The following is a 25615-nucleotide window of genomic DNA, read 5'->3' as shown; positions in this document are numbered from 1 at the left end:
GCCGGGCTCGGGGGAACGGTTGGAAGGTGGTTGCCGCTAGAAGCGCCGGGGCGTCTCGACGGCTGTGCCGCTCGGCGCGTTGGGCGCGTGGTCGGTGCTCGCACCCGAAAGCGCGGCGAAGGGATCAACCTGCTTGTGGATCGGCTGGGCGCGTCCCATCCACGGCTGGGGGCGAATGCAGCGCACCCAGTCGGCGAAGCTTGGGATGAAGCCGAGATCCTCGACCACATGCTGCTCGCCAAGGAGCCGGACGGGCACGACGCGGCCCGTCGAAATGGTGATGGTCGAGCCGAAGAAGCGCTCCAGCATGAAGATGCCTTCGGCGTGATGCCGCAGCGCCCGATGCCGGAAATCGGCGGTGGTCGCCTTCGACTCGTCGAACCATTGGTGCAGCGGCAGATAGTCTTCTGCGACGCCGCCCCATTTCCTGACCGAGGAGAGGGCGTGGTGATAGCAATGTCCCATGGCCGCCTCCTCAGAAGGTGTGGGTGTAGTTTTCGGAGGCGGTGTAGCGCTCGTTGCAATCGAGCGTGATCGTCTCCTCCGCGACATCGAAGACGATGTCGCCGTATGCGCCGTCGTTGTTTTCCCAGCCGCAATGAGTCTTTTCGAGAACGTCATAGGCCAGGCGCTCGACGGCTTCGGCGATGCAGACGGACGAACGCGTCGGTTCGGCGTGGTCCCAGACGGCCTCGGCGATTTCGATGGCTGCGGCAGGCATGGTGACGGGATCGTCGCCGGTCTGAGCTTCGACATTCTCGATCTGGCCGGAATCGCCGTAGCCGTCGAAGCTGACGACGACGCGGGTGACGCCAGCGAGCGTCAGTGCGTTGAGCAGCGTGGCCTTGTTGAGGGTGAAAAGCTCGGCCTCGAGCTTGGCTCGTGCAACCGCCTTCATCTCCCAATCGGAAAGCGGGGCGGCGGGCTGCGGCGTGGTGTCGGATGTGTCGGTCATGACGGTCTCCTGAAACGAAAAAGCCCAGCGCGAAGGCCGGGCTGTGGGGTCGGTTGAAAGGGAAAAGGGGCGCGGGACGGCCGAAGCCGCCCCGCGCGTGGGCTATTCGGCCGCGATCACCTGCGGCGCCTCGGCGTTCGCTTCCTCATCGTCGCCGGCGAGGAATTCGGGCAGCGCTTCGCCGTCATCCTCGGCTTCGGTGGTGTCGACGGGCACGTCGTCCGCTGCGGCGATCCGCAGCGGCTCCGGCAGCCAGCCGGTGTCGGCCAGGAGCCGTTCGGCCTCCTTGGCCATGTCGCCCTTCTTCAGATGGTCGATAAGCTGCGCCGCCCGCTCGCCGGCGCCTTCCTTCACCGCCTCGAGGATGCGGAGCTTGGGCACGCGGCCGAGATAGTTCTCGACGGTCGGACGCCAGCCGGCCTGCACCATGTCGAGATCGACCGCCTGGGCCAGGCGATCGGCCTCGGCGATGCGCTGCTCGACAGTGTGGGACGAGGCGCCCGCGCCGTAGCGGTCGCCCTTTTCGTAGAGCGCATTGACCCCGAAGGACGCGCAATGGGCGAAGAGCACCGCCTGCTCGTCGCCCGTGAGGGTGGTGAGCCAGTCCCAGAGATCGGCCTTGTCCTTGGGCAGGCGCTCCTCCCAGCCCTTGTGGCGCGCCTCGATCGCCTTCGCCGCGGGCGTGTCCTTCAGTCCCTGCGCCTGCACCGGGAAGCTGGCGCTGCGCACCGACACCTCCATCGCCGTCCCGGAGGAGAAATAGCGGGAGAAGACGTCGAGGCAGAACTTGTGCAGCACGGCCTGGAACGCGACGGCGGGCGTGGACGCCAGCTTGTCGCGCAGCGCCAGCGTCCGCTCCGCGGTCAGCTCGGTCACGAGGCGGTCCGGGAGCGGCTTCAGGTCCTCGTCGTCCTCGTCCTCCGGCCCGGCGACCTGCCTGCCGATGGTGATGACGGCGCGCTGAACCACGGGCGCGTCGGGATCGGCGCCGTGCGCCCCGGCCATCGCGGGATCGGTCTCGTCGTCCTGGTCCGGCTCGCCCTTGGGCGCTTCGTCCTGCGGTCGGACGTAGCCGCGGTCGATCGACAGGGCGCCTTCGGCACCGATGCTGACGAAGACGCCGGCGCGGGCGATGTCGGCCGGATCGTAGGAGACGGGCCGATCGTCGAAGGCGGCGAGCGCCGCCTCGATCTCGCCGAGCCGTTCGTCCACCTCGTCCGGCAGCTCGTCGGCGCCGTCATACTCCGCCTCGAGCTTGGCGTATTCGGCGTTGAGCGCGTCGATCGTCGCCTGCTCCTCGCTGGTGAGATCGATGGCGACGCCCTCCAGCGCACGCAGCCCGTGGGTGTGGCCATAGGGGAAGTCGACGGCGACCTCGATCCACTTCCAGCCCCCGGCGGCGATGGTCTCCGCCTCGGCCTTCAGCTTCTCGGCGACCAGGCCGTCTAGCAGCGTGATGTCTTCGAGCCAGCCGCCATCATCGGACTGGAACAGGTCGCGCAGCACCACGCCGCCGGCGGCCTCATAGGCGTCGAGGCCGACGAACACCGCCCGCCGGTCGGAAGCGCGCACCGTCTTCTCCGTCAGCATGCGACGGATTTGATAGGGCTCCTTCTGCCAGGAGCCGGAGATCGCCTGCCAGACCTGCTCCTGGCGGGCATGGTCGGCGGTGACGGTGAAGGCCATGAGCTGCTCGAGCGACATGCCGTCCTCGGCGTAGACGTCGAGCAAGGCCGGCGCGACCGACGCCAGGCGCAGGCGCTGCTTCACCACGTTCACACCGACGAAGAACGCCGCGGCGATGTCCTCCTCGGAGCGCCCCTTCTCGCGCAGAGCCAGGAAGGCGCGGAACTGGTCGAGCGGATGCAGCGGCGCACGCTGGATGTTCTCGGCCAGCGAATCGTCCTCACCGAGAATGTCGGTGCCCGGATCGCGGACCACGCACGGAACCGGCGCGGCCTTGGCCAAGCGCTTCTGCTTCACCAGCAGCTCGAGCGCGCGGTAGCGCCGGCCGCCGGCCGGGATCTCGAACATGCCGGTCTCGGCGCCCTCGGCGTCGAGGACCGGCCGGACGTTCAAGCTCTGGAGCAGCGTGCGCCGGGCGATGTCCTCGGCCAGTTCCTCGATCGAGACGCCGGCCTTTACGCGCCGCACGTTGGACTGGCTCAGCACCAGCTTGTTGAAGGGAATGTCGCGCGAGGACGACAGGGTGATCTTCTGAATGGCAGTAGCCATGGGGGTAGTCTCCGCGGCGGGCGGCCGAGAGCCTCTCTCTCGACCTCCAACCCGCCGCGAAAACCGGCGCAGCCCTCTTCCTCTCGGAGGACCGCGCCGCAAAGCCGACGAACCAGAAAGACACGAAGCCGGAAGTCCGCCTGCCCGCTTTTCCGGATTTCCGGACCTTCAGACCCCGCACATGCCCTCACACTCGTTGGGCCAGAGATCGAGCTGGCCGCGATCGCTGGCGTTGGAGATGTCGGCCTGGTCGAGCGGCACGGCCGAGCGATGCAGGAAGACCTCGCCGCGAATGCCACGAAATCCGGTGCGAATGGCGCGATCGACCAGAACCGCGTCGCCCCAGGCGTCCGGATCGTTGTCCCGCATCCGCCGCCAATGGGCGTCGGAGTGGAAGGGACAGCCGATGCACGCGCTCTTCGGCGGGATGGGATAATCGTGCCGCGTCAGCCAGCGCAGGCAATCCTGCCGCGAGAGGCGCTGTTCGATCAGCGGCCAGCGATTGACCTGCCAGTCCTCGAACGAGGGCTTCATCCGGATCGCCTCGTCGATCGAGATGCCGATCCACTGCTCGACGATCGGCGTGCTCGGAGAGCGCCGTCCTGTCAGGTCGACGAGTTCGCGCACCTTCCGCCGGATCGGCACGATCTTGTAGTCCTTCGTGCATTGCCGGCGGATCATCCCGACGTCGACGCGGTCGGTCGGTAGGATGCGCTCGCCGATCGCCACCAGCTCGCCGTCATCGCCCTCATCGAACACGGGCATGGCCGTCCCGGCCGGCGTGACGTTGCGGGTGAAGGCGGGGATGGACGCCCAGCGCGCACCCTGCGCTCCGGCGATCAGATCGTCGCGGATGTTGCCGGCCGAGACGATGTGGATGGGGAACGGCAGCACATTGGGCGACATGAGCCAGGCCAGGTGCTCATAGACGGCCTTCGGCTCCCAGCCGGTGTCGGAGAAGATGGCGCAGTCGGGCATGGGCCCGACCTCGCCGTCGGCGGCCATCAGCGCCAGCGTGGTCGACTGCACGCCGGCGCCGAGGCTGAGAACGCGAAGCCGGATCGATTCCGACGCAGGCGCGCCGCTGACGGCCGCAGATGTGAGGAGGCCCAGCATCATGCCGCCTCCTGCGCTGTGGTGTTGGCGCTCTCGGTGTCGGGCAGGAAGCCGAGGATCCAGTCCGCCGCCTTGCTGGCCTGTGAGGCGGCGCGCACGACGGCGCGGTTGTCCTCGCGCAGGACCTCGAGCCAGGAGCCGATATAGTCCGCGTGGCGCACGGTCGGAACGATGCCGAGCGACGCGCAGCAGAAGGCGGCGTTCATTTCTGCCACCAGCTCCTCGAACGCGTACTTCTTGCTGCCGAACACGCCGCCGAGATCGCGGCCGAGACGGGACGGATGACCGCTGGCGTGCCCCAGCTCGTGCAGGGCTGTGCGGTGCCAGTTGATTGGCTCGAAATATGCCTGCGGCGGCGGGACCATCACGAAGTCCGGACCCGGTGCGTAGAAGGCGCGGTTGCCGCCGATGCGGAAGTCGACGCCGGTCGCGCGGATCAGCGCCTCGACTCTGGGCTCGATCAGGCCCGGCGGCGGCGGTGGCGCGACGGCCGCGACCTCGGCCGGCAGGTTTTCGCATTGGGCGGCGTTGAAGACGGTGAACCGCTTCAGGAACGGGATGGCGGCGGCTTCCTCGCCGGTCTCGCGCGCGCGTCGCTTCTCGTCGTCCGGCACGAAGCGGTCGGCATAGACGACGGTGGTTCCGTGCTCGCCCTTGCGCACATTGCCGCCGAGCGAGAGCGCCTGGCGAAAGGTCAGCCAGCTCTGGGCGGGGAAGCCGTGCTCGATCACGGCGCCCCAGAGGATCAGGACGTTGATCCCCGAATACTGCCGGCCGGTGGCGGCGTTCTTTGGCATGGCGAGCGGCGCCTTCGCCGCAGCCGTCCCCCAGGGCTGGACCCAGGGCACGCGGCCGGCCTCCAGCTCGACGATGATCTTGCCGGTGATTTCGTCATAGAGGCTCGCCCGGTCGTGGCCGGGGCGAGCCGAAGCGGTCTTGGTGGACATCGCGGTTCTCCGCGACGGGCGCCGGAGGCCTCTCCTCCAGCCCTCAACCCGTCACGGCGAACCTGGTCCGCACTCTCACTCTAAAGGGGGCGTTGCGGGGTCTCCCCGCAGAAGGGGATCGGCCGAGACCCCGGCTCGGCCGAAGGGGAAGGCTTTCCCCTCCCGGCTTTCCAGATAGCGGCCTTCCGTCTCCCAATTAGCGGAACGTTGACTCCCAATCAGCCGATACCGATAATCCCGATCGGCCGAGATTCGGAGAAGGCATGTTCGAGCGGTTTGTGGAGCGACGGGCGGAAGAAGCCCTTTTGGATACCCCGGTGGTCCTGATCGTGGGGCCGCGACGGGCGGGCAAGACCACGCTCGTTCGAAAGATGGGAGAAGCCGGTCGGACTTATATCACGCTCGATGATCAGACCGTCCTCGAAGCCGCCCAATCCGATCCCGCCGGTTTCATCCGAGGCCTGGATCGGGCCATCATCGACGAGATCCAGCGCGTGCCCGACCTGCTGCTCGCGATCAAGAAGACGGTCGACGAGGATTACCGTCCGGGTCGGTTCCTACTCACCGGCTCGGCGAATGTACTGACCTTGCCGCGGATCGCCGACAGCTTGGCCGGCCGGATGGAGACCATCCGTATGCTGCCGCTGGCGAGAGCCGAGATTGCAGACCGGACCCCGACCTTTCTCGAACGCCTCTTCGAAGGGAAGCTCCAGGGACAGCGGAGTGCGATCGTCGGCGACGATCTCGTCAAACTCGTCCTGGTCGGCGGCTTCCCCGAAGCGATCAGCCGCGACAGCGAGCGGCGGCGGCAGGACTGGCTGCGATCTTATCTCACTTCGATCCTGACCCGCGACATGCGGGACATCGCCGAGGTGGAGAAGCTGACCGAGCTTCCCAAATTCGTGCGGCTGCTGGCCGAGCACTCCGGCCAGCTGGTCAACTATTCGCAGTTCGGGAGCGGCATCAACGTCAATCACAAGACGAGTCAGCGCTATGTGGGGCTGCTCGAACAGGTGTTCCTGATCGCGACCGTGCAGCCCTGGTTCACCAATGCACTGAAGCGGATCGTCAAGACGCCCAAGCTCCATTTCCTCGATTCAGGCCTGTTGGCGGGTGTGCGCGGGCTCACATTTGATCGGGTGAAGGCGGATCGTGGGACGTTCGGCGCGCTGCTGGAGAGCTTCGTGTTCTCGGAAGTGCTGAAGCTCATGACGGCTTCGGACCTGCGGTTGACGCCGCATCATTTCCGGGATCGGGACATGCGCGAGGTGGACATCGTGCTGGAGCGTGACGACGGGACGATCGCAGGTATCGAAGTGAAGGCGAGCGCCACGGTCAAGGCTGGCGACTTCGCCGGCCTGCGGGCATTGGCCGAGGCTTGCGGGGACCGTTTTGCATTCGGCGTCGTCCTCTACGACAGCACGGACTTCGTGCCGTTCGGCGACAAGCTGGCGGCGGCGCCGCTGTCGAGCCTTTGGGATGGAGAGGCGCCGGCGAACAAGGCAGGCAGGGGAGCGCCGCGTGGGGCTGTATAAGAAGTGGTGCGAAGCCACGAAAGAAAAGGACAAGCGAAAGCGCTATTGGACGTATGTCGAAAAGGACGGTGGCCGCGACGAGATTCGTGACGACCTCGCCGAGACCATGCGCTCCCATTACGATCGGCTTGAGCGTATAGCCGATGACGTCCAGCGGCTCGGCTACAAGGTTGCAGCGGAAATTCTGCGCACGCAGCTCCCCCAGACAGATAAAGGCCGCTCGGGTGATCTCGGCGAGATATTGGCGACCGAGTTGGTCGAGGAGGAAATCGGTCTACGCGTTCCCGTTCGCCGTCTGCGCTACAAGGATGGGCGCAACATGGCGATGCGAGGCGACGACTTTATCGGGGCAGGCTATGGAGGCGACGACTCCAAGCTTTGGCTGCTGAAAGGCGAAGCCAAGAGCAACAAAGTCCTCGGAAAAGCCACCGTCACGAGCGCCCGCAAGGTGCTCAATCGTGACAATGGCAGATGCACGCCGGACTCGCTGGCATTTGTCGCGAACCGCTTGCTCGAAAGCAACGACGACGGCGATGTGCAACTGGGCCGCGACCTTCGCGATGAAATCGGTCTCAAGGCCCTGCGTGCCGATCGCATCGACCACATGCTCTTTACGATATCGGGCAATGGACCTCACGCGTCGCTGAAGGGCGATCTCGAAAGTGCTGGGACGAACCGGGACCAGTATGTCGTGAACGTCCACATCGAAGACCACCAGGACTTCATCAAGGAGATGTATCAGAAGGCGGAAGACCTTGGAGACGACTGACGAACTGCAAGCATTTTTGACGCGCGCGACGCAGGACGGCGTGCAAGGGCGGCTGCTGTACCGAGGGGCGGCATGGTCGCTAATGCGAAGTGATGGCGTTCTGCCTGAAAATGCCCCGCCGCTCGGCGCGACCATCGATACCGACCTTGCAGAACATGGGTTTGCGTTGCTCCGTGCGGCAATGGCCCTTCGCACCCAGGCCGGCTCCTCCGAGTTGACGAACAAGGCGTTCGAGCGCGCCGGCAACGCGTTTGAAGCTTTGGTGCGGAATGCCGATCCCGAAGCCGCCGATCGCGGTTTCCGCAGGACGATCGCCGCCACGGCCTACCATCTGGCCGGGTTCTCGGCCGTCGCCTATTCGCTCTTCAACGAGGCAGTGGGCGACCTGAATTTGACGCCGGGCGAAATGGCGGTGATGCGGCTGGTGCTCCGCGACCTTGATGGGCTTCGAGCCTTCGTGCGCGGTTGGCTGAACGACGCGGCGCATGGTGACGACCGGATTGCTGCGGGGCTGTCCGGTGAGGATGCCGATGTCGACGAGATCCTGGCGATCGTTCTCAACACCACGATCTGTCGGGCGTTGGCCTTCTTCGATTTCGCGTTGGAGACGGGCGAAGAGGAACCGCTCGACGCGGCGCGCTCGCTTCTCACAACGGCCGTCAGCCTGGCCGACAATGCGGAGAACGTACCGCTGTGGTGGATCACCAATCTGTGCCGGCATCTGATCGACGACCTATGGCAACATTCGTTGCACCAGAACCTGCCGACGGAGCCACCTGAGGGCGCCGCCGAGAAGTATCCCGATCTGCGACGATTGTTTATTGGGTCTCTCTACGCTCGGAAGAATTCCGAGGTCGAGTTGTGGCCCTCGCAGCGTGAGGCGGCGCGCCGCTCGACGGATGTCAAGGATGACTTGGTCGTCGCCCTACCCACCAGCGCCGGGAAAACGCGCGTCGCTGAGATCGCCGCGCTCATGACGCTGTCTTCGGCGCGGCGAGTTCTCATCGTGACGCCGCTGCGAGCGCTCTCGGCTCAGACAGAACGATCGTTTCGTAAGACCTTCGCGCCGCTCGGATTCAGCGTGTCGTCGCTCTACGGCGCCAGCGGCCTCTCGGCTGGTGACGAGGACGCGCTCCGATCGCGGGAGATCATCATAGCGACGCCGGAGAAACTCGACTTCGCGCTGAGAAGCGATCCGAGCCTGATCGACGACGTCGGGCTGATCGTGCTCGATGAAGGCCACATGATCGGGCCGAGCGAGCGTGAGATCCGCTACGAGACGCTGGTGCAGCGCTTGTTGCGCCGCGCAGATTCGGCCGACCGCCGTATTGTCTGCCTCTCGGCGATTCTCCCGAGTGGAGATGAGCTCGACGATCTGACTGCGTGGATACGGGCGGACGAGCCAGGCGATGCCGTGCGGTCTGACTGGCGGCCAACACGCCAGCGTTTCGGAATGCTGGCGTGGCGTGCGCGTGATGCGCGCCTGACCCTGGATCTGACCAACAACGGCCCGTTCCTGGATCATTTCGTGGTTCAAAAGCCGCCCCGCGGCCGTGAGAAGAAGCCCTATCCCCGAAAAACGTCACATCTGGCCCTGTTCGCGGCCTGGGAGTTTGCGGCGCAGGGCAAGCGGACACTCATCTTCTCGACGCAAGCGAACTGGGTTGAGGGGTACGGAAAGCAAATCGTCGACCTCTGCAAACGCGGCTATCTGGACTCGCTTCTGGATGACGAAGTATCGATCGCTCGCGCACTCGAGGTCGGCAAAGAATGGCTCGGCGAAGATCATCCGGCGGTGGCAAGCCTTAAGGCGGGCGTCGCCATTCACCACGGCCGCCTGCCGAGCCCGTTTCTCCGCGAGTTGGAAGTCCTGCTGTCGGAGGGCGTCCTCAAGGTCATCGTTGCATCGCCGACGCTGTCGCAGGGGCTCAATCTCAACGCCGCAGTCTTGCTCGTCCCCGCGCTGTACCGAGCAGGCAAACCGATCACCGGCGAGGAGTTCGCCAATGTCGCCGGCCGCGCCGGCCGCGCTTTCGTCGATGTGGAAGGGCTCATCGTCCACGTCATGTTCGATCGAGTCGATTGGCGGAGCGGAGAATGGCGGGGATTGGTGGCCTCTTCCAAGGCCCGGACGCTGAAGAGCGGACTGATTCAGATCGTCGCGGAGATTCTTGATCGCCTGGCTCGAGAGGACGTGCTGGGACGCGCCGACGCGTGGGAATATCTCGCCAACGCCCGCGAGGCCTGGAAGTCGCCGGCAGAAGAAGCGGCGATCGCCGCTCAGCTTGCGGTGCCTCCAGACGGAACTAATCCGGATGACGAGGACGAGGATGACGAGGCGGGAGGAGATGAAGAGGAAAGCATCGACGAGGAGCCGCTCTCGGAACTCGTCGAGCGCCTTGATGCAACGGTCTTTGGCTTGGTGGAGGCGCTCGATGCTGACCGCGCCGACCTGCCCAAGCTTCTCGACGAAGCGCTCAAGGGATCGCTCTGGGCGCGTCAAATAGCGCGCGAGGGTGAAGGCATGGAGGCGCAACACCGCAAGGTGTTCGAGGCGCGTGCCAATCTCATCTGGTCGGTGACGACGCCCCAGGCCCGTCGCGGGCATTTCGCAATGGGCGTCGGCTTGGAAGCCGGGCTGACAATCGACGCGATGGCGGAAGAGTTGGGCGCCCTCATCGATCGAGCCGACGCCGCGTCCCTGCCAGGAGACGTCGACGAACTGGCCGATGCCTTGGCGGGCCTCGGGGAGCGACTGCTGGCGATGCGGCCGTTCATTCCCGACAAGAAGAATGCGCTGCCTGGCAATTGGAAAGCGATCCTGAAGCAATGGGTGTCGGGCGCGGAGGTCTCGCAGATCGGACCCCACAACATGCGCATGGTGGAAGAGGCCTTCACCTATCGGCTGGTTTGGGCATTGGAAGCTATCAGAACCCGGCGTCTGACTTTGGGCTGGTCGCCGGACATCATTCCGGGTGGCGCAGCCGCATCTCTGGAAACAGGGGTTCCGCAGTTCATGATGTCGATGTTGATACGGGCGGGCCTTCCGTCCAGGCGGGCGGCTATCGCGGCGATCCAGACCACCAACCCCGTCTTCGTAACGCCGGCCGAGATGCGTGCATGGCTGGAATCCGATGAAATCACGGCGTTTACCGACGCCGGCGACTGGCCAACGCCTGATACCGCCGCGCTCTGGGCGCGTTTCAGGACCGAGGCCCTCAGCGGCGGAATCCAGAAGTGGTCGATCGAACGCTACAAGAGGTTGCTCGACATTCCTGCGCACTCGGCGCCGCCGGCTGGGCTTTATCGGGTCATCACGGACGAGGGCGATGGGCGCACATGGCTGGCGACACCGGACTATCGACGGGTGGTCCCCTTCAAAAAGCCGGCGGTAGATCCGAAGCCCAGCCTGTTCTCGGGAAGGTTGCCCGGGGCGACGGCGGTCGTGGATGCGCTGAGGGTAGGACGGGGCAAGTTGCGATGGCCTCGCGCGGACGCTTGAGAGCGCGAGAGCTTTCGCCGCGGCTGAGGGCGCTGTCTGAAACTTACGCCGCCAACTGCTCCAAAGCTTCTCCTGGCTGCATCGCTTGCGCGAACAGGCGGTTCATCGCTGCTTGGCGCGACTCGCGATCGAGTGCGTAGGAGCTGCGCTTGAATTGCACGCCATCGAGCAGGCCTTGGATATAACCAGCGACCGCATCTGCGGCCATGATCAAAGCCGTATCAACCGTGTGAATGTAGCGGCTGGTGACGGTGCCTTGCGCGTGCCCAAGCAACGCCGCGACTGTCGATTCGGTGAAGCCGAGATCGTTCGCCATGCTGGCGTAGCTGTGGCGCAGGACGTGCGGGGTAATCCCGGCAAGCGGTGTGTTCTCCAGTATCTTGTGCCAGTGCTTCGGAAACCCGACCAGCGGCTTGCCTTCGATGGTGCCGCCAAAGACTGGGCCGGCTGCATGCTCCGGCCGGCGCGCATTGAGAAGGTCGACCACCGGGAGTCCGATCGGTCGAACTGAAGCACCTTCCTTGCTGTCGGTGAGCCGCAGGCAGCTATTATCGCTGTCCACTTCGGGCCAGATGAGATTGATGATCTCGCCACGCCGGCACCCCGTGAGCGCGATGGCCTTCCCCATCTCCGCAGCGGTTGCGAGCTGATCGTCTTGAGACGCCTTCTTGAGGAGCTTTCCTAGCAAGCGATACTCGTCCTCCGAGAGACGCCGGGTGCGCTTCTGGTCGGCAGCCTTACGGATGCCGTGAGCCGGATTAGCGTCGATGATCCCACTCTCGCGGGCGTAGGTCAGGATGGCGCCGAGCAGGCCGACCGTGCGCGTGCCCGTGCCGATGCCGCCACGCACGATCGAGCGGCCGCGCTTCTTGGTCTTCTGATCGGCTTTGGTCTTCCCGGATGCGACGTCGCGCATGAAGCGCGTCACGTCTGCGGCGGTGATGTCTTTCACGCGCCGCGTGCCGAGCAGCGGAATAATGTGACGCCGGATGCGTCCCTCATCGGTGTAGATGGTGGACGCCTTTTTCGGGCGGCGCTTCTTGCCGAGGATCAATCCGTTCTTCGCGTCCTCGAGATAGCGCTCGCACAGCTCCTTGATGGTGACGGCCTTATGGTCGAGCTCGCGCTCTTCGGCCGGATTGTCGCCTTGCGCGATGCGGCCGAGCAAGATGCGCGCCTGCACGCGCGCAGTGTCCGGCGTCCAGACTCCGTGCATGCCGATGGTGAAGCGTCGTGTGCGACCCTTGGCACGATACTGCACCAGGTAGCTGCGCTTCCCCGATTTGAAGACGCGCAGCCCGAAGCCGGGCAGCTCGTCGTCCCAGATGAAATAGTCTTTCTCGCCGGCTTCGGCCTGATCGACACTACGTTTGCTTAGCTTCGCCATGTGACATACTCCGGCGGCTGCGCCGCTTCCGTTGGACCGCTTCCGCGGAAGCACCGCGGAAGCACGCAGGCGGAAATTCGGGGTCATCACAGGATACTGGCTTCGGATTGGATCGCCAGAAAAGATAAATGCCTACAGTGGGTTAGCGTGGTCTAGCGTACGAATAGAAACTGTGGCGTATATCGTCTTTTCGGGCTCCAGAGGCAGTGGTGGCCCTGCGCGAGGCACAGCGTCTTGCTCAGGATGTTTCCCTTGCGGGCGAACGGGCGTTCGCATTCCAGATCGGTGCGCTTCAGAATTTTGGCAGGGAAGCGCTTAGAATAGCGCTTGCGGGCATGAATGTTGGCTGGAGGCAGCTCACGCGAGCGGGACGTCTCGCGTCAGGCATAGCCGTGGCCACTTGGGAAAATTCAGCTAAGCTCGCGCTTCAGGAAGCTAGTAAATCATTCGGAACAGAGGCAGGAAAGCGCGCCGCGCAAGCCGTCGCCTTGTCTGCAGTAGTTGAATGGATAGCAAACAACTCCGCTTGGCTGCAGTCGCTTTTCTCGAATCCGACCATGATCTCTGTAGTCCGATACTTATCGAGCTTGATCTAGACGCTAACGCATCCCCGTGATCGAGGCGCTGACCGCGCGCGGGTCGCGCCTGGGCCAACGGCCAGCGTCGACCTGGGTGACGAAGTCGCCGACGATGCGGTTGAACTGGTCGGGGTCCTCGAGATTGATGGTGTGGCCGCAGTTGGGCATCACCGCCAGCGCCGCCGACGGGATCTCGCGCTTCATCAGGAGCGCCGGCGCGAGGCAGGGCCAGTCCTCGTCGCCGGTGAGCACGAGGGTCGGCACGGTCAGCGCACGCATCGGCTCGACCAGGTCGTAGAGCGACGGCCGCTGGCCCTGCACGCCGAGCTGGGTGTTGGCCGATCCGAGCGCCGAATGCTCGCCGAGCTCCCTCTTGAACTGGGCGAAACCGCGCGGATCCTTGTTCTCGAACTGCACGCGGGTCGGCCCGTAGGCGTATTTTTCGGCGAACGCCGCCATGCCCTCGCTCAGCAGCGATTTCGCCACGGCCTCGACCTCGCCGCGGAATTTGCCCTGCTGGTCCTTCTCCGCACCGTAGCCCACGCCCGCCGCCACCAGCGACAGCGCCCGAGCGGGATGGCGGAAGCCGAAGTGAAGGCTGGCGAAGCCGCCCATCGACAGGCCGACGACGTGGGCCCTGGCGATCCCGAGATGGTCCATCACCGCCAGGATGTCGTCGGTCGCCCGGTTCTGCGAGTAGCGCGCGGCCTCGGCCGGCACGTCCGACGGCGGATAGCCGCGCGCGCCGTAGGTGACGCAGCGGTGGCGCTGGCCGAAATGGCGCATCTGCGCCTCCCACGACCGGTGATCGGCCGCGAACTCGTGGACGAAGACGATCGGGCTGCCCGATCCGGTCTCCTCGAAATAGAGCTTCACGCCGTCGTCGGCGGTGGCGAAAGGCATCGTTTTTCTCCGGTTCGCCTCGACATTAGCTCATATGGCGGCGCGGTGCGCGGGGTTGTAGCCTTTCCGACATGAGCGAGATCGGCACCGGCGTGCAGAACGCCACGGGTATCCGCAACGCCGTCGCCCGCGCGGGCTACGCCTTCGTCGAGGCATCGGAGATGCGCGCCGCGCTCGGCCGCTTCGGCACCCTGGCCGACTGGGCCGCCTTTGCCGGGAGCTGGAACGATCTCGAGATCGACACCTACATGGGCGACGGCGGCCGCTATCGCCGGCGGCGCTTCGGCGTGTGGGGCGCGGGCCGACAGGGCGCGATCGCGCGCGGGCCGCACCAGCCGCATTTCCAGACGCTGGACTACAACACCCTGAACGGCGGCATCGAGCGCTGGTTCAGGCCGATCGCCGAGGAGATCGGCGGCGGCGCGTCGATGCGCACGATCCTCGAATATTGCCGCGCGCTGTTCGGCCGTCTCGCCCCCGAAACCGTGCGCTGGCACGTCGAGGCGCACCAGTTCCGCATCGAGGCGCGGCCGGGCGAGCAGGGCAAGCCGACGCCCGAAGGCATGCATCGCGACGGCGTCGACTACGTGCTGGTGCTGCTGATCGCCCGCCGCAACATCCAGAGCGGCACCACCACCATCCACGATCTCGACAGGCGTACGCTCGGCAGCTTCACCCTGACCGACCCGCTCGACGCGGCGCTGGTCGACGATGCGCGCTGCTATCACGGCGTGACACCGGTCGAACCGGAGAACCCGGCGCAGCCCGCCTATCGCGACGTGCTGGTGGTGACGTTCCGCAAGACGGAGTGAGGCGCGCCCTCCTTCTCCGCCGCCTGCACCCTCCTCCTATTCTTGCCGCGCCGAAGGGCTATGCTCGGGTCCGGGACTCACCGAACCGGACGGGGCATGGCCATGAGCAGGAACACCGCGCGCAAGCCGGTTGCCGTCATCATCGGCGCAACCTCGAAGTGGCAGGCCGACGGGCGCAACACGAAATTGGCGCACGGCAAGGTGCTCGACGCCTCTTCCATGCCGGCAGGCTCCAGGTTCGGCGTCGGCGGCGCGCTTGCCCAGAAATTCGCCGGCGAGGGTTTCTTCACCGTGCTGACGACGCGCACCGCGTCCAACGCGGCGGCCCTGTCGGAGGCCATCGGACAGCAGGGCGGCGCCTACATGACGGTGGAGCTCGACCTGTCGTCCGACACGTCGATCTCGGCCGCCTTCGCCACGATCCGCGCCGAGGCCGGCGAGCCGGACGTCGTGATCTACAACGCCGGCTACCTCGAGGGGCGCGACCTGCCCCCCGGCCAGGATCTGCTCGAATACATCCCGACGGAGATGTTCGACGTCGCCCACCATATCGCCGGCCGCGGGCCCTTCCTCGTCGCCAAGGAAGTCCTGCCCGCCATGCGCCGGCGCGGCTCGGGGTCGTTCTTCTTCTCGAACAACGCCAAGTCGCTGCGCGGCACCAAGCGCAACACCGGCGAATCGCTCTACTACCCGCGCGTGATGATGCGAACGCTCGCCCAGGTGCTGACCGAGGAATATTCCGAGCACGGCATCCACGTCGCCAACGTCGTGATCGACGGCCTGATCGATTCGCCCGGCACGCGGGCGCTGCCGCGCGCGCAGCAGAACGCCGACATCATCATGAGCCCGATGAAGATCGCCGAGGCGTTCTTCTATCTCCACACGCAGGACCGCTCCTGCTGGACGCACGAGCTGCAGCTCACGCCGTTCCCCACCAAGCCGAGCCACTGAGCACCGACGATGACCGACAGCATCTTCACCGGCCTGAAAGTCATCGACTGCGCGAGCTGGATCGCCGGACCCGCCGCCGCCACCATCCTCTCGGACTTCGGCGCCGACGTGATCAAGATCGAGCCCCCGGGAGCGGGCGATCCGTGGCGGGCCTCGCCGCCCGTCCCCGGCAAGGTGACCGACTACTGGTGGCAGCTCACCGGCCGCAACAAGAAGAGCCTCGCCATCGACCTCAAGCATCGCGAGGGCCTGGCGGTGTTGCACAAGCTCGTGCGCGCAAGCGACGTCTTCATCACCAATTTCCCGCTGCCGGTGCGCGAGCGGTTGAAGATCGCCGCCGATGATCTGCTGAAGGTCAACCCGCGGCTGATCTACGGCTCGATCAGCGCCTACGGCGAGGCCGGCGCCGAGGCGGCGCGGACCGGCTTCGACGCCACCGCCTACTGGGCGCGCACCGGCCTGATGGACATGGTGCGCGACGGCACGGAGACCGAGCCCGTCCGCTCGATGCCGGGCATGGGCGACCATCCCACCGCGACCGCGCTCTATGCGGCGATCGTGACGGCGCTCTATCGCCGCGAGCGCACGGGCAAGGGCGGGGTGGCGCAGACCTCCTTGTTGCAGAATGGCCTGTGGGCCAACGGCTGCTATGTGCAGAACCGGTTGTTCGGCGAGCATGTGCGGCATCGGCCGCCGCGACTCGAGACGCCGAGCGCGCTGGCCAACCACTATCGCTGCCGCGACGATCGCTGGTTCCTGATGGCGCTGCACAATCCGCGGCAGGCCGGGGTGTTCTTCGAGGCGATCGGCGTCGGCCATCTCCTGCAGGATCCGCGCTTCGCCACGGTCGATTCCCGCAGGGAGAACGCCGTCGCCCTGACCCGAATCCTCGACGGGATTTTCGCTCAGCGCAGCCTCGCCGAATGGCGGCCGATCCTCGAGAAGGCGGGCGTGACCTTCGGCCCGGTGTGCACGGTCGACGAGGCCGGCGACGATCCGCAGGCGCGCGAAATCGGCGCCCTGGTTCCCTTCGCCGACGGCCAGGGCCTGACCGTGTCGAGTCCCTTCACCCTCGACAATGCGACCAAGGCCGCACCCTCGCGCGCGCCGGCCGTCGGCCAGCATTCCGAACGGGTGCTGCGCGACGCCGGCTACTCGGCCGACGAGATCGCGAAACTCAGGAAGCTCGGCGTTCTGGGCCCATCGGCTCTTTGAGCCGGATCGTCCCCGTGCCGGGAGCCACTGCCCGTCCAGCCCGTCAGCCGCCGATTGTCGCCCCGCCATCGGCCACCAGGGTCTGGCCGGTGATGAAGGCGCCCGCCTTGCCAGCCAGCAGAACCGCGAGCCCGCCGATGTCGTCGGGCGCCCCGAGGCGGCGCAGCGGCGTCGCCGCCTCGCGCGCCGCGCGCCGCTGCGGATCCTCGTACAGGGCTCGGGCGAAGTCGGTGGTCACCAGGCCGGGCGCAATGGTGTTGACGCGAATGTTGTCGGGCCCGTATTCGGCGGCGAGGTTGCGCGCCATCTGCATGTCGGCCGCCTTGGAGATGCAGTAGGCGCCGATCACCGTGCTGGCCCGCAGGCCGCCGATCGACGACACGATCATGATCGACCCGTCCTTCCTGGCCCGCATGTCGGGCAGGCACAGGTTGATCAGCCACATGTTGCTGAGAATGTTGTTCTGCATGATCTTCATGAAGACGTCGTCGGGCATCTTCTCGTTCGGCCCGTAGTACGGGTTGGACGCCGCGTTGCACACCAGCACGTCGACCGGGCCGAGCTGGCGTCGGGTTTCGGCGATCAGGTTCTCGCACTGCGCCTTGTCGGAGATGTTGCAGGGGACGACGATCGCCTCGCCGCCGGCGTCGCGGATCTCCTTGGCCGCCGCCTCGCAGACCGGCGCCTTGCGGCTCGACACGACGACCTTCGCGCCCTGCAGCGCGAGGTGCATGGCGATCGACTTGCCGATGCCCTTGCTCGAGCCGGTGACGACGGCGACCTTTCCGGTCAGGTCGAAGAGCGGCGATGCCATGAAATCCTCCGGGGTCCAGCGTTGCCCGGAAGATGTGGCACGCGCGGGCCGGTCGGATCAATCCTCGTCGCGATTGGTGAAGCGCGCGTTGCCGAGCCCCGTTCCGATCGTCAGAACACCCCAGCGCCCGACATCCTTCATGTTGGGCACTTCGCTCAAGCCCTGGACGACGGCGTCGTTGTGCATCACCACGGCGGGCCGGTGGCCATCGATCCGCGGCAGCCTGTCGGCGAGGAGGCGCGGCAGGTTGAAGTCCTCGCCCTCCCAATTGCCCGGCAGGTTCTGGCCGCCGGTGGTGATGGCGCCGTGCTCGTCGATCAATCCCGGGCAGCCGACCCCGACGAAGGGCGCGAGCTTGAGCTTCTCCTTGCGCGCGCCGTCCATCAGCTTCTCGAGCATCGACGCCAGCCGTTCCACGGCCTCCTCGCGCGTCGGCTCCTCGTCGGCGTGGCGCCAGCGGTCACGTTTCCAGACCTCGGCCTTCGCGACATCGGCCCTCTTCTTCATGTTGAGCCTGACCACGCCCACCCGCATGTTCGTGCCGCCGATGTCGGCCGCCAGCACCGCGTCGTGCCCAGCCAGCGCCCAGCCCGGCGCCAGATGGACCGCGCCGATCAGGCCGGCTTCGTCGGGATGATTGCTGATCGGCTGCATGCCGACCTTGAGTCCATGGTCGACGATCAGCACGGCGGCGCGGCCGATCGCGAGCTCGCCGATGTGGCTCGAGCTCAGCCCGCCGCCGACCACGATGCGCTCGGTGTCCGCCCAGGCCTCGAGTTCGAGAAAGCGCCGCGACACGAGCGCCAGCTCCTGGGCGAACTCCTCGACGGCGGTATGCACGAGACCGGCGGCCATCGGGTCGCCCTCGGCCAGGAACTTGTCGAGTTTCGACTTCGATATGTCGTGGGTCGGCGTGTCGCCGAATGGATCCTCGCCCATCTCGGCCAGCCGATTGCGCCAATCCTCGAGAATGCGCCGGAAGGCGCGGCCGCTGGCGCGGTCGCCGACGAAGCCCTCGGCCTCGCGCAGTTCCTCGTTGTAGGTGTCGACGGTGACGGCGGGGAGAACCCTGCACCCCTGTCCGATCACGCTGTCGGGACCGGAAACAGCGGCAGTCGAGTCCGGCACGCATGCCCTCCCACGTCACTTCGCCCTACAACGTGGGAAAGCGCCGCCGGGTTGCCGGTCAGACGGCGCCGCCCTCCACGCCGCGGCCCTCGCCGCGCCAGCGCAGCATGCCGCCGGGCAGGTTGGCGACCCTGTCGAAGCCGGCCTTCTGCAGGATCGCGGTGGCATGGGCCGAGCGGCTGCCGGCGCGGCAGACCGCCACGATCGGCTTGTCGGCCGGCAATTCCCTGGCGCGTGCCGCCAGTTCGCCGAGCGGCAGCAGGGTGGCCCCTCTGATATGGCCGAGCGGACCGCTGAATTCAGCGGGCTCGCGCACGTCGACGATCCGCACGGCGCCGAGATTTTCTTCCAGCCAGTGCGGCTCGACCTCCCAGACGCCCGAGAAGGTGAAGCGCAACGGCGCCCAGTCGGGATCGGGCGGCACCGCCGAATCGTTGCCCGGCCGCCCGCAACGCAGGTTGGCGGGCACCGCCACGTCGATCTGCTTGGGATGCGGCAGGTCGAGGTTCTTCATGTAGCCGGCATAGTCGCTTTCGCCGATCTCGCCGCCGAGACGCGGGTTGAACTTCTTCTCCTCGACCACGCTGGTCACGGTGAGGCCGCGATAGTCGTGGGCGGGATAGAGAAGGCAGGAATCCGGCAGGGAGAAGATCCGCGCCCGCACCGAGCGATAGAGCGCCCGCGCGTCGCCCTGCTGGAAGTCGGTGCGGCCCGAGCCGCGGATCAGCACGCAATCGCCGGTGAAGGCCATGCTCTCGTCGTCGAGCACATAGGTCACGCAGCCGTTGGTGTGGCCGGGCGTCGAGCGCACCTCGAGCGAGCGCCGGCCGAAGGCGATCCGATCGCCGTCCTGCAGCAGGCGGTCGGCGCCCGACGCGCCGCTCGCCGCGGCCAGCGCCATGCCGCTGCCGAGCTTGTTCTTGAGCAGCCAGGCGCCGGTGACGTGATCGGCGTGGACGTGCGTTTCGAGCGTCCACAGGAGCTTCAGTCCGAGCTCGGCGATCAGCGCGGCGTCGCGCCGGACCTGCTCGAACACGGGATCGATCAGGATGGCCTCGCCGTTCGCCCCGTCGGCAAGCAGGTACGTGTAGGTCGACGACGTCGGATCGAAAAGCTGGCGAAAGATGAGCATGGCTTCAGATTAACATGTCCGGTTGCGGGGAAACGTGGACAAAGCCGCCCGGCACCTTGCCGCAGACCCCATTCCGGGCGCATTTTGTCGAGATCACCACTAGTTCGGCCTCCATGACTCCCCTGTTCCGCCTGTTCGTTGTCCTTATCCTCGCAATGCCGATGTTCGCGGTCATGCCTGCGGGAGCATCGGCCCAGACCGAGCCGGCTGCGGCGGAAACGCCCTCGGAATTTTTCGCCGGGCGTCTCAAGCGGATGGGCGACCATGTCGACGGCCTGATGCATGCCACGCCTCGGCTGCCGTCCTATGCCCGCCGTCTGGGAGAGGCTTTCGACCAGGCTGCGGGTCAGCAAGGCGGCACGCGGATCCTGCTTGGTCTGCTGATTTGCGTGGTCGCCGGCGCGGCTCTGGAATGGGCATACCGCCGGGCGCTCGGGGGGATCGCGGCACGATGGCACGCCACCCCGATCGCGCGGCCCGCGCACCGGCTGCTCGTCGTCGGCATCGACGCCGGCCTGGCGGCCGGTGCCGCGATCGCCTTCGTCCTCGGCGCCCTCGTCGTGCTCCTGAGCGAACGCTGGCCGCATCCCCTGAACGAGGCCGGTGCGGCCTTCCTGGTGGCCCTGGTCGGCGTTCGTCTGGTCGCCGCCCTGTCGACGGTGCTGCTGCGTCCGGCCGACGGACCGGTGCGCCACCTGGCCGCCTTCGATCTCGACGTCGCTTCGGCGCGCTTCTGGCATCGGCTCCTCGTCGCCTTCGTCGCCTGGTTCGCCTTCGGCTGGGCCCTCATCGTGGCGACGCGCCTGCTCGGCTTGCCGCGCGACGGCCAGCAATTGCTGGCCTACACGCTCGGTATCGGCCTCGTCGTCCTGGCGCTGGTCATGATCTGGCGACGGCACGCCGAGACGGAACCGGCCGCCGCCGTACAGAACGGCGGCAAGTGGCTCGCCACCGTCGCGACAGTCGCGATCTGGCTCTCTTGGGTGGCGGGTGCGCTCGGGCTGTTCTGGTTCCTCGTCGTCGCCATCGGCCTGCCGCTGTCGATCGGCGTCGTGCGGCGCGCGGTCCGGCACCTGATGCGTCCCGTCGAAGACGACGCGACCGATGCGACGACACCGTCGGTCGCCGAGGTATTGGTCGAGCAGGGATTGCGGGCCGCGCTGATCGTCGGCGCCCTCTCGCTGCTGCTGTGGGGCTGGGGCCTCGATGTCGGCGCGCTGGCGGCCCAGGAGAACACCTTCACCCGCCTGCTGCGCGGTTCACTGCACGCCCTCATCATCGTGCTGGTGGCCGATCTCGCCTGGGACCTCGTCAAGGCGCTGGCCGACAACGCGCTCGCCCGCGCCCAGCAGACCGCCGGCCTCGAGGCCGAGGAAGCACGCAAGCGCGCGCGCATCCGCACCCTGCTGCCGATCGGCCGCAACGTCGCCCTGATCGTTCTCGTGGTGATGGCCGGGTTGATGGCGCTGTCCGCGCTCGGCGTCGAGATCGCGCCGCTGATCGCCAGCGCCGGCGTGGTCGGCGTCGCCGTCGGCTTCGGCGCGCAGACCGTGGTGCGCGACATCATCAGCGGCATGTTCTACATGCTCGACGACGCCTTCCGCATCGGCGAGTACATCCAGAGCGGCAACTACAAGGGCACCGTCGAATCCTTCAGCCTGCGCTCGATCAAGCTGCGCCATCAGCGGGGGCCGCTCTACACCATCCCCTTCGGCTCGCTGGGCGCGGTGCAGAACATGAGCCGCGACTGGGTGATCGTGAAGGACGTGATCGGCATCACCTACGATTCCGACATCGACAAGGCCAAGAAACTGATCAAGCAGGTCGGCCTGGAACTGGCCAAGGATCCCGACCTCTCGCCCAACATCCTGCAGCCGCTCAAGATGCAGGGCGTCGAGGAGTTCGGCGATTTCGCCATCAAGATCCGCACCAAGATGATGACCAAGCCGGGCGAGCAGTTCGTCATCCGCCGGCGCGCCAACGCGATGATCAAGAAGGCGTTCGACGCCAACGGCATCCGCTTCGCGTTCCCGACCGTCCAGGTCGCGGGCGGCGGCGGCGGCGCGGCCCACGACGAGGCCGTGAGCGCCGCCGCGCAGCAGATCCTCAAGCCCGCCGCCAACGCGCCGGGCTGAGCGGCCGCGTCGCCGGTCGGGCGATGCCGCGGCGCACTTCTCCCCGGGTTGACGGTGCGACTCGCCGCGCGTCATTCTTCGATCGTTCGCGCCGGTCGCCCGGATCGGATCCGGGGGCGGCGGCGTCGACCTCCATCCTCGACACGCATCGACGAAGGTCCCCGAAGAATGGCCCATACGTTCAATTGCTGCCGCAATCTCCTGCTGGCTCTCCTCCTTCTGGTCTCCCCACCGGCTCTTGCGCAACAGATGGTCAGCGTGCCGGGCAAGGAATTGAACATGCGCTCCGGACCGGGAACGCAGCACCCAGTCGAATGGGTCCTCAGCCGGGGCTATCCACTGCAGGTCGTCGGCAGGCAGGGACGCTGGCTGAAAGTGGTCGATTTCGAGAAGGACACGGGTTGGGTCTACGAGCCGCTCACCGACCGCACGCCCTACCACATCGTCACCGTGAAGACCGCGAACCTGCGCAGCGAGGCCTCGACCGCCAGCAAGATCCTGGCGAGGCTGATCTACGGCGACGTCCTGCGGACCCTGACCCGCGACAAGGATTGGGTCCGGGTCCAGCACAACAACGGCACAAAGGGCTGGGTGGCCCGACGGCTGCTCTGGGGCTGGTAAGCCGTCGCCGGCCATCCTGCTTTCGAGCGGAAGGGCTCTAGGCGGCGGCCGGTGCACTCGCCTTGTCGATGGCGGCCACGTCGGCTGCATCGAGCTTCACGCCGGGTGCGGCGATCAGGTCCTCGAGCTGCTGCAGGCTGGTGGCGCTGACGATCGGCGCGGTCACCGACTTGCGCTGCAACAGCCAGGCGAGCGCCACCTGCGTGTCGTCGACATTGTGCTTCCTGGCCACCCCGTCGAGCGCCTCCAGCACGGCCATGCCCTTGGCGTTGATGTACTTCTTCACGCCGGCGCCGCGCTTGGCGTTGCCGACATCGGCCTCCGACCGGTACTTGCCGCTCAGGAAGCCGCTCGCCAGGGAATAATACGGAATGACGCCGATGCCTTCCTTGAGGCACTCGTCCTCGAGCTCGCCCTCGAACAGGCCGCGCTCCATCAGGTTGTAGTGCGGCTGCAGGCTCTCGTAGCGCGGCAAGCCCTTGGCCTTCGCGATCGCCTGCGCCGAGGCGAGCCGCCCAGCGTCGAAGTTGGAGGCGCCGATGACGCGGATCTTGCCGGCCTTCACCAGATCGCCATAGGTCTCCATCGTCTCTTCCTGCGGCGTGTCCTTGTCGTCGCGGTGCGACTGGAAGAGATCGACATGGTCGGTGTTCAGGCGCTTGAGCGAGGCGTCGACCGATTCGGTGATGTGCCGGCGCGACAGCCCGCCGGACGTCAGCGCCATGCCGCACTTGGTCGCGATCTGGACCTTGGCGCGCTTGGCCGGATTCTTCTTCAACCAGTTGCCGATCACCGTCTCGGACTCGCCGCCCTTGTTGCCGGGCGCCCAGCGCGAATAGACGTCGGCCGTGTCGATGAAGGAGAAGCCGGCGTCGACGAAGGCGTCGAGGAGCTTGTGCGAGGTCGCTTCGTCGGCGGTCCAGCCGAAGACGTTACCGCCGAACGCGATCGGTGCGAACTCGATGCCGGACTTGCCCAACCTGCGCTTTTCCATGCCGTCACTCCCTCGCTTGACCGGACTGGCGGTTTGCCGCCAAAGAGGCGGCAACCCTAGGCCAAAAGACGACGAGGAGAAACGCCCCAATGCTGGGCCTGATGCAGGATCGCCCGCTGCTGATTCAGCACGTCATAGAGCACGCCGCCGTCAACCATGGCGACACCGAGATCGTGTCCCGCGCGCTGGAAGGTGGCATCCATCGCTACACCTACGCCGACGCCCGGCGGCGCGCCCGCAAGATGGCCGAGGCGCTGACGGGGCTGGGCATCGGGCGAGGCGACCGCATCGGCACGCTGGCCTGGAACGGCTACCGCCACTTCGAGCTCTACTACGGCATCTCGGGCATGGGCGCGGTGTGCCACACGATCAATCCGCGGCTTTTCCCCGAGCAGATCGTCTACATCGTCAACCACGCCGAGGACCGGCTGCTCTTCGTCGACGTCAACCTGCTGCCGCTGGTCGAAGGGCTGCTGCCGCAGCTCGAGACGGTGCGCCACGTCGTGGCGATGACCGACCGCGCCCATCTGCCGAAGGACTGCGCCATCCCGAACCTGCTGGTCTACGAGGAGCTGCTGGCCGGCCACCCCGGCGCCTTCGATTGGCCCGAGTTCGACGAGCGCACCGCGTCGTCGCTCTGCTACACCTCCGGTACGACGGGCAATCCCAAGGGCGTGCTCTATCACCATCGCTCGACCCTGCTGCACGCCTACGGCAGCGCCCTGCCCGACACGCTCGGCCTCTCTGCGCGTTCGGTCGTGCTGCCGGTCGTGCCGATGTTCCACGTCAATGCCTGGGGCCTGCCCTACAGCGCGGCGCTGGTCGGCGCCAAGCTGGTATTTCCCGGCCCGGCGCTCGACGGCGCGAGTCTCTACGAGCTGTTCGAGAAGGAAGGCGTCACCTTCACCGCCGGCGTGCCGACGGTGTGGCTCGCCCTGCTGCAGCACATGCAGGCCAACGGGCTCAAGCTCTCGACGCTGAAGCATGCCGTGATCGGCGGCTCGGCCGCGCCGCCCGCCATGATCGAAACCTTCGCCAGGGACTACGGCGTCGAGGTGCTGCACGCCTGGGGCATGACGGAGATGAGTCCGCTCGGCTCGGTCAACCATCCCAAGGCCAAGCACGCGCGACTTCCGGCCGGGGAGAGGCGCGCCGTCAGCCTGAAGCAGGGCCGGTCGCCGTTCGGCGTCGAGATGAAGATCGTCGACGACGCCAACAAGGAACTGCCGCGCGACGGCCAGGCGTTCGGCGACCTGCTGGTGCGCGGGCCCTGGGTGACGCGCGGCTATTTCAAGGGCGAAGGCGGCGACGTGCTGCGCGAGGGAGGCTGGTTCCCGACCGGCGACGTCGCCACCCTCGATTCCGACGGCTACATGCAGATCACCGACCGCTCCAAGGACGTGATCAAGTCGGGCGGCGAATGGATCTCGTCCATCGATCTCGAGAACGCCGCCATGGCCCATCCGGCCGTGGCCGAGGCCGCCGTCATCGGCATCGCGCATCCCAAATGGGACGAGCGGCCGTTGCTGATCGTGCAGAGAAAGCCCGATGCGACGATCGAGAAGAAGGAGCTCGTCGATTTCCTCGCAGGCAAGGTCGCCAAGTGGTGGCTGCCCGACGACGTGCAGTTCGTCGATTCCATTCCCCACACCGCGACCGGCAAGATTCTCAAGACCAAGCTGCGCGAGACCTTCAAGGACTACAGGCTGCCGACCGCGTGAGGCACGCTTGCGACTCCGACTGCCGCTTGAACCGGCACCGAAGCGCAACAAAGAACGAATGTCATGCACCCCAGGACGATCTCTTGATCATCCTACGAGCGCCGCAGTCTGCTCGCGTCGGGGGGGGGCCAACCTACCGGCATGCCCGCAACAACGCGGCGACGA

General features: G+C 66.6%; 21 protein-coding genes. 10 read left to right on the top strand and 11 right to left on the bottom strand.

Translation table 11 applies throughout. The features are described from left to right. Positions 1 to 36: 36 nt before the first annotated feature. From KIT25_05480 to KIT25_05460, 5 genes are all read right to left on the bottom strand, one after another. Complete coding sequence (locus KIT25_05480; GenBank protein ID UYN96392.1) at positions 37 to 465, bottom strand: hypothetical protein; 429 nt, start codon at positions 463 to 465, stop codon at positions 37 to 39. Positions 466 to 475: 10 nt separating this feature from the next. Next, on the bottom strand, positions 476 to 838 hold the full coding sequence (locus KIT25_05475) for a hypothetical protein (GenBank protein UYN97832.1): 363 nt from the start codon (positions 836 to 838) through the stop codon (positions 476 to 478). A 219-nt stretch (positions 839 to 1057) separates the two neighbouring features. Continuing rightward, positions 1058 to 3190, bottom strand: a complete 2133-nt coding sequence (locus KIT25_05470) for a ParB N-terminal domain-containing protein (GenBank protein UYN96391.1) — start codon at positions 3188 to 3190, stop codon at positions 1058 to 1060. Between the two features lie 168 nt (positions 3191 to 3358). Next, the gene (locus KIT25_05465) at positions 3359 to 4306 is read right to left on the bottom strand and encodes a hypothetical protein (protein ID UYN97831.1); all 948 of its coding nucleotides are present in this window, start codon (positions 4304 to 4306) and stop codon (positions 3359 to 3361) included. After that, on the bottom strand, positions 4306 to 5253 hold the full coding sequence (locus tag KIT25_05460; GenBank protein UYN96390.1) for a DUF1738 domain-containing protein: 948 nt from the start codon (positions 5251 to 5253) through the stop codon (positions 4306 to 4308). The genes KIT25_05465 and KIT25_05460 overlap by 1 nt, the downstream gene beginning before the upstream one ends. A gap of 263 nt (positions 5254 to 5516) precedes the next feature. Between KIT25_05460 and KIT25_05455 the strand changes: the two genes are divergently transcribed. From KIT25_05455 to KIT25_05445, 3 genes are read left to right on the top strand one after another with little or no spacing between them, the layout of a single operon-like run. Further along, entirely contained in the window at positions 5517 to 6788 is a 1272-nt protein-coding gene (locus KIT25_05455; protein ID UYN96389.1) for an ATP-binding protein, read from the top strand. Beyond that, positions 6775 to 7557: a DUF1837 domain-containing protein gene (locus KIT25_05450; protein UYN96388.1), complete on the top strand. Its 783-nt coding sequence runs from the start codon at positions 6775 to 6777 to the stop codon at positions 7555 to 7557. Before KIT25_05455 ends, KIT25_05450 begins: the two co-directional genes overlap by 14 nt. Further along, on the top strand, positions 7544 to 11059 hold the full coding sequence (locus KIT25_05445; protein ID UYN96387.1) for a DEAD/DEAH box helicase: 3516 nt from the start codon (positions 7544 to 7546) through the stop codon (positions 11057 to 11059). The genes KIT25_05450 and KIT25_05445 overlap by 14 nt, the downstream gene beginning before the upstream one ends. A 43-nt stretch (positions 11060 to 11102) precedes the next feature. Here KIT25_05445 and KIT25_05440 read toward each other — a convergent pair whose 3' ends face one another. Then, positions 11103 to 12446, bottom strand: a complete 1344-nt coding sequence (locus tag KIT25_05440) for an integrase arm-type DNA-binding domain-containing protein (protein ID UYN96386.1) — start codon at positions 12444 to 12446, stop codon at positions 11103 to 11105. 209 nt (positions 12447 to 12655) lie between these two features. On the opposite strand from KIT25_05440, the gene KIT25_05435 reads away from it, so the two are divergent. Further along, entirely contained in the window at positions 12656 to 13042 is a 387-nt protein-coding gene (locus tag KIT25_05435) for a hypothetical protein (protein ID UYN96385.1), read from the top strand. 3 nt (positions 13043 to 13045) lie between these two features. Here KIT25_05435 and KIT25_05430 read toward each other — a convergent pair whose 3' ends face one another. Next, the gene (locus tag KIT25_05430; GenBank protein ID UYN96384.1) at positions 13046 to 13927 is read right to left on the bottom strand and encodes an alpha/beta hydrolase; all 882 of its coding nucleotides are present in this window, start codon (positions 13925 to 13927) and stop codon (positions 13046 to 13048) included. Positions 13928 to 13998: 71 nt separating this feature from the next. Here KIT25_05430 and KIT25_05425 point away from each other — a divergent pair, with 71 nt between their 5' ends. The 3 genes from KIT25_05425 (at position 13999) to KIT25_05415 (ending at position 16905) form a co-directional block, all read left to right on the top strand. Further along, positions 13999 to 14739, top strand: coding sequence for a 2OG-Fe dioxygenase family protein (locus tag KIT25_05425; protein UYN96383.1), 741 nt, complete (start codon positions 13999 to 14001; stop codon positions 14737 to 14739). A 102-nt stretch (positions 14740 to 14841) separates the two neighbouring features. Further along, entirely contained in the window at positions 14842 to 15690 is an 849-nt protein-coding gene (locus KIT25_05420) for an SDR family oxidoreductase (GenBank protein ID UYN96382.1), read from the top strand. 9 nt (positions 15691 to 15699) lie between these two features. Beyond that, on the top strand, positions 15700 to 16905 hold the full coding sequence (locus KIT25_05415; protein ID UYN96381.1) for a CoA transferase: 1206 nt from the start codon (positions 15700 to 15702) through the stop codon (positions 16903 to 16905). 43 nt (positions 16906 to 16948) lie between these two features. Here KIT25_05415 and KIT25_05410 read toward each other — a convergent pair whose 3' ends face one another. The 3 genes from KIT25_05410 to KIT25_05400 are packed head-to-tail and all read right to left on the bottom strand — an operon-like array spanning position 16949 to position 19979. After that, positions 16949 to 17719 (bottom strand): SDR family oxidoreductase, encoded by a 771-nt coding sequence (locus tag KIT25_05410; GenBank protein UYN96380.1) that lies wholly within the window; start codon positions 17717 to 17719, stop codon positions 16949 to 16951. A gap of 57 nt (positions 17720 to 17776) precedes the next feature. Continuing rightward, positions 17777 to 18847 (bottom strand): ROK family protein, encoded by a 1071-nt coding sequence (locus KIT25_05405; protein UYN96379.1) that lies wholly within the window; start codon positions 18845 to 18847, stop codon positions 17777 to 17779. Positions 18848 to 18905: 58 nt separating this feature from the next. Next, the gene (locus KIT25_05400) at positions 18906 to 19979 is read right to left on the bottom strand and encodes an MBL fold metallo-hydrolase (GenBank protein ID UYN96378.1); all 1074 of its coding nucleotides are present in this window, start codon (positions 19977 to 19979) and stop codon (positions 18906 to 18908) included. Between the two features lie 14 nt (positions 19980 to 19993). Between KIT25_05400 and KIT25_05395 the strand changes: the two genes are divergently transcribed. Then, positions 19994 to 22114 carry a mechanosensitive ion channel family protein gene (locus KIT25_05395; protein ID UYN96377.1) on the top strand — a complete coding sequence of 707 codons (2121 nt, stop codon included), beginning with the start codon at positions 19994 to 19996 and terminating at the stop codon, positions 22112 to 22114. 168 nt (positions 22115 to 22282) lie between these two features. Further along, complete coding sequence (locus tag KIT25_05390) at positions 22283 to 22735, top strand: SH3 domain-containing protein (protein UYN96376.1); 453 nt, start codon at positions 22283 to 22285, stop codon at positions 22733 to 22735. A gap of 37 nt (positions 22736 to 22772) precedes the next feature. Here KIT25_05390 and KIT25_05385 read toward each other — a convergent pair whose 3' ends face one another. After that, positions 22773 to 23729 carry an aldo/keto reductase gene (locus tag KIT25_05385; protein UYN96375.1) on the bottom strand — a complete coding sequence of 319 codons (957 nt, stop codon included), beginning with the start codon at positions 23727 to 23729 and terminating at the stop codon, positions 22773 to 22775. An 89-nt stretch (positions 23730 to 23818) separates the two neighbouring features. Here KIT25_05385 and KIT25_05380 point away from each other — a divergent pair, with 89 nt between their 5' ends. Next, positions 23819 to 25450 (top strand): long-chain-fatty-acid--CoA ligase, encoded by a 1632-nt coding sequence (locus KIT25_05380; GenBank protein UYN96374.1) that lies wholly within the window; start codon positions 23819 to 23821, stop codon positions 25448 to 25450. Positions 25451 to 25615 lie beyond the last annotated feature (165 nt).

The sequence above is a fragment of the Enhydrobacter sp. genome, assembly GCA_025808875.1.
In the GTDB taxonomy this organism is placed as follows: Bacteria; Pseudomonadota; Alphaproteobacteria; order Reyranellales; family Reyranellaceae; genus Reyranella.
Note: the sequence above shows the minus strand (reverse complement) of the source record. Positions and strands in the feature narration are given on the sequence as shown.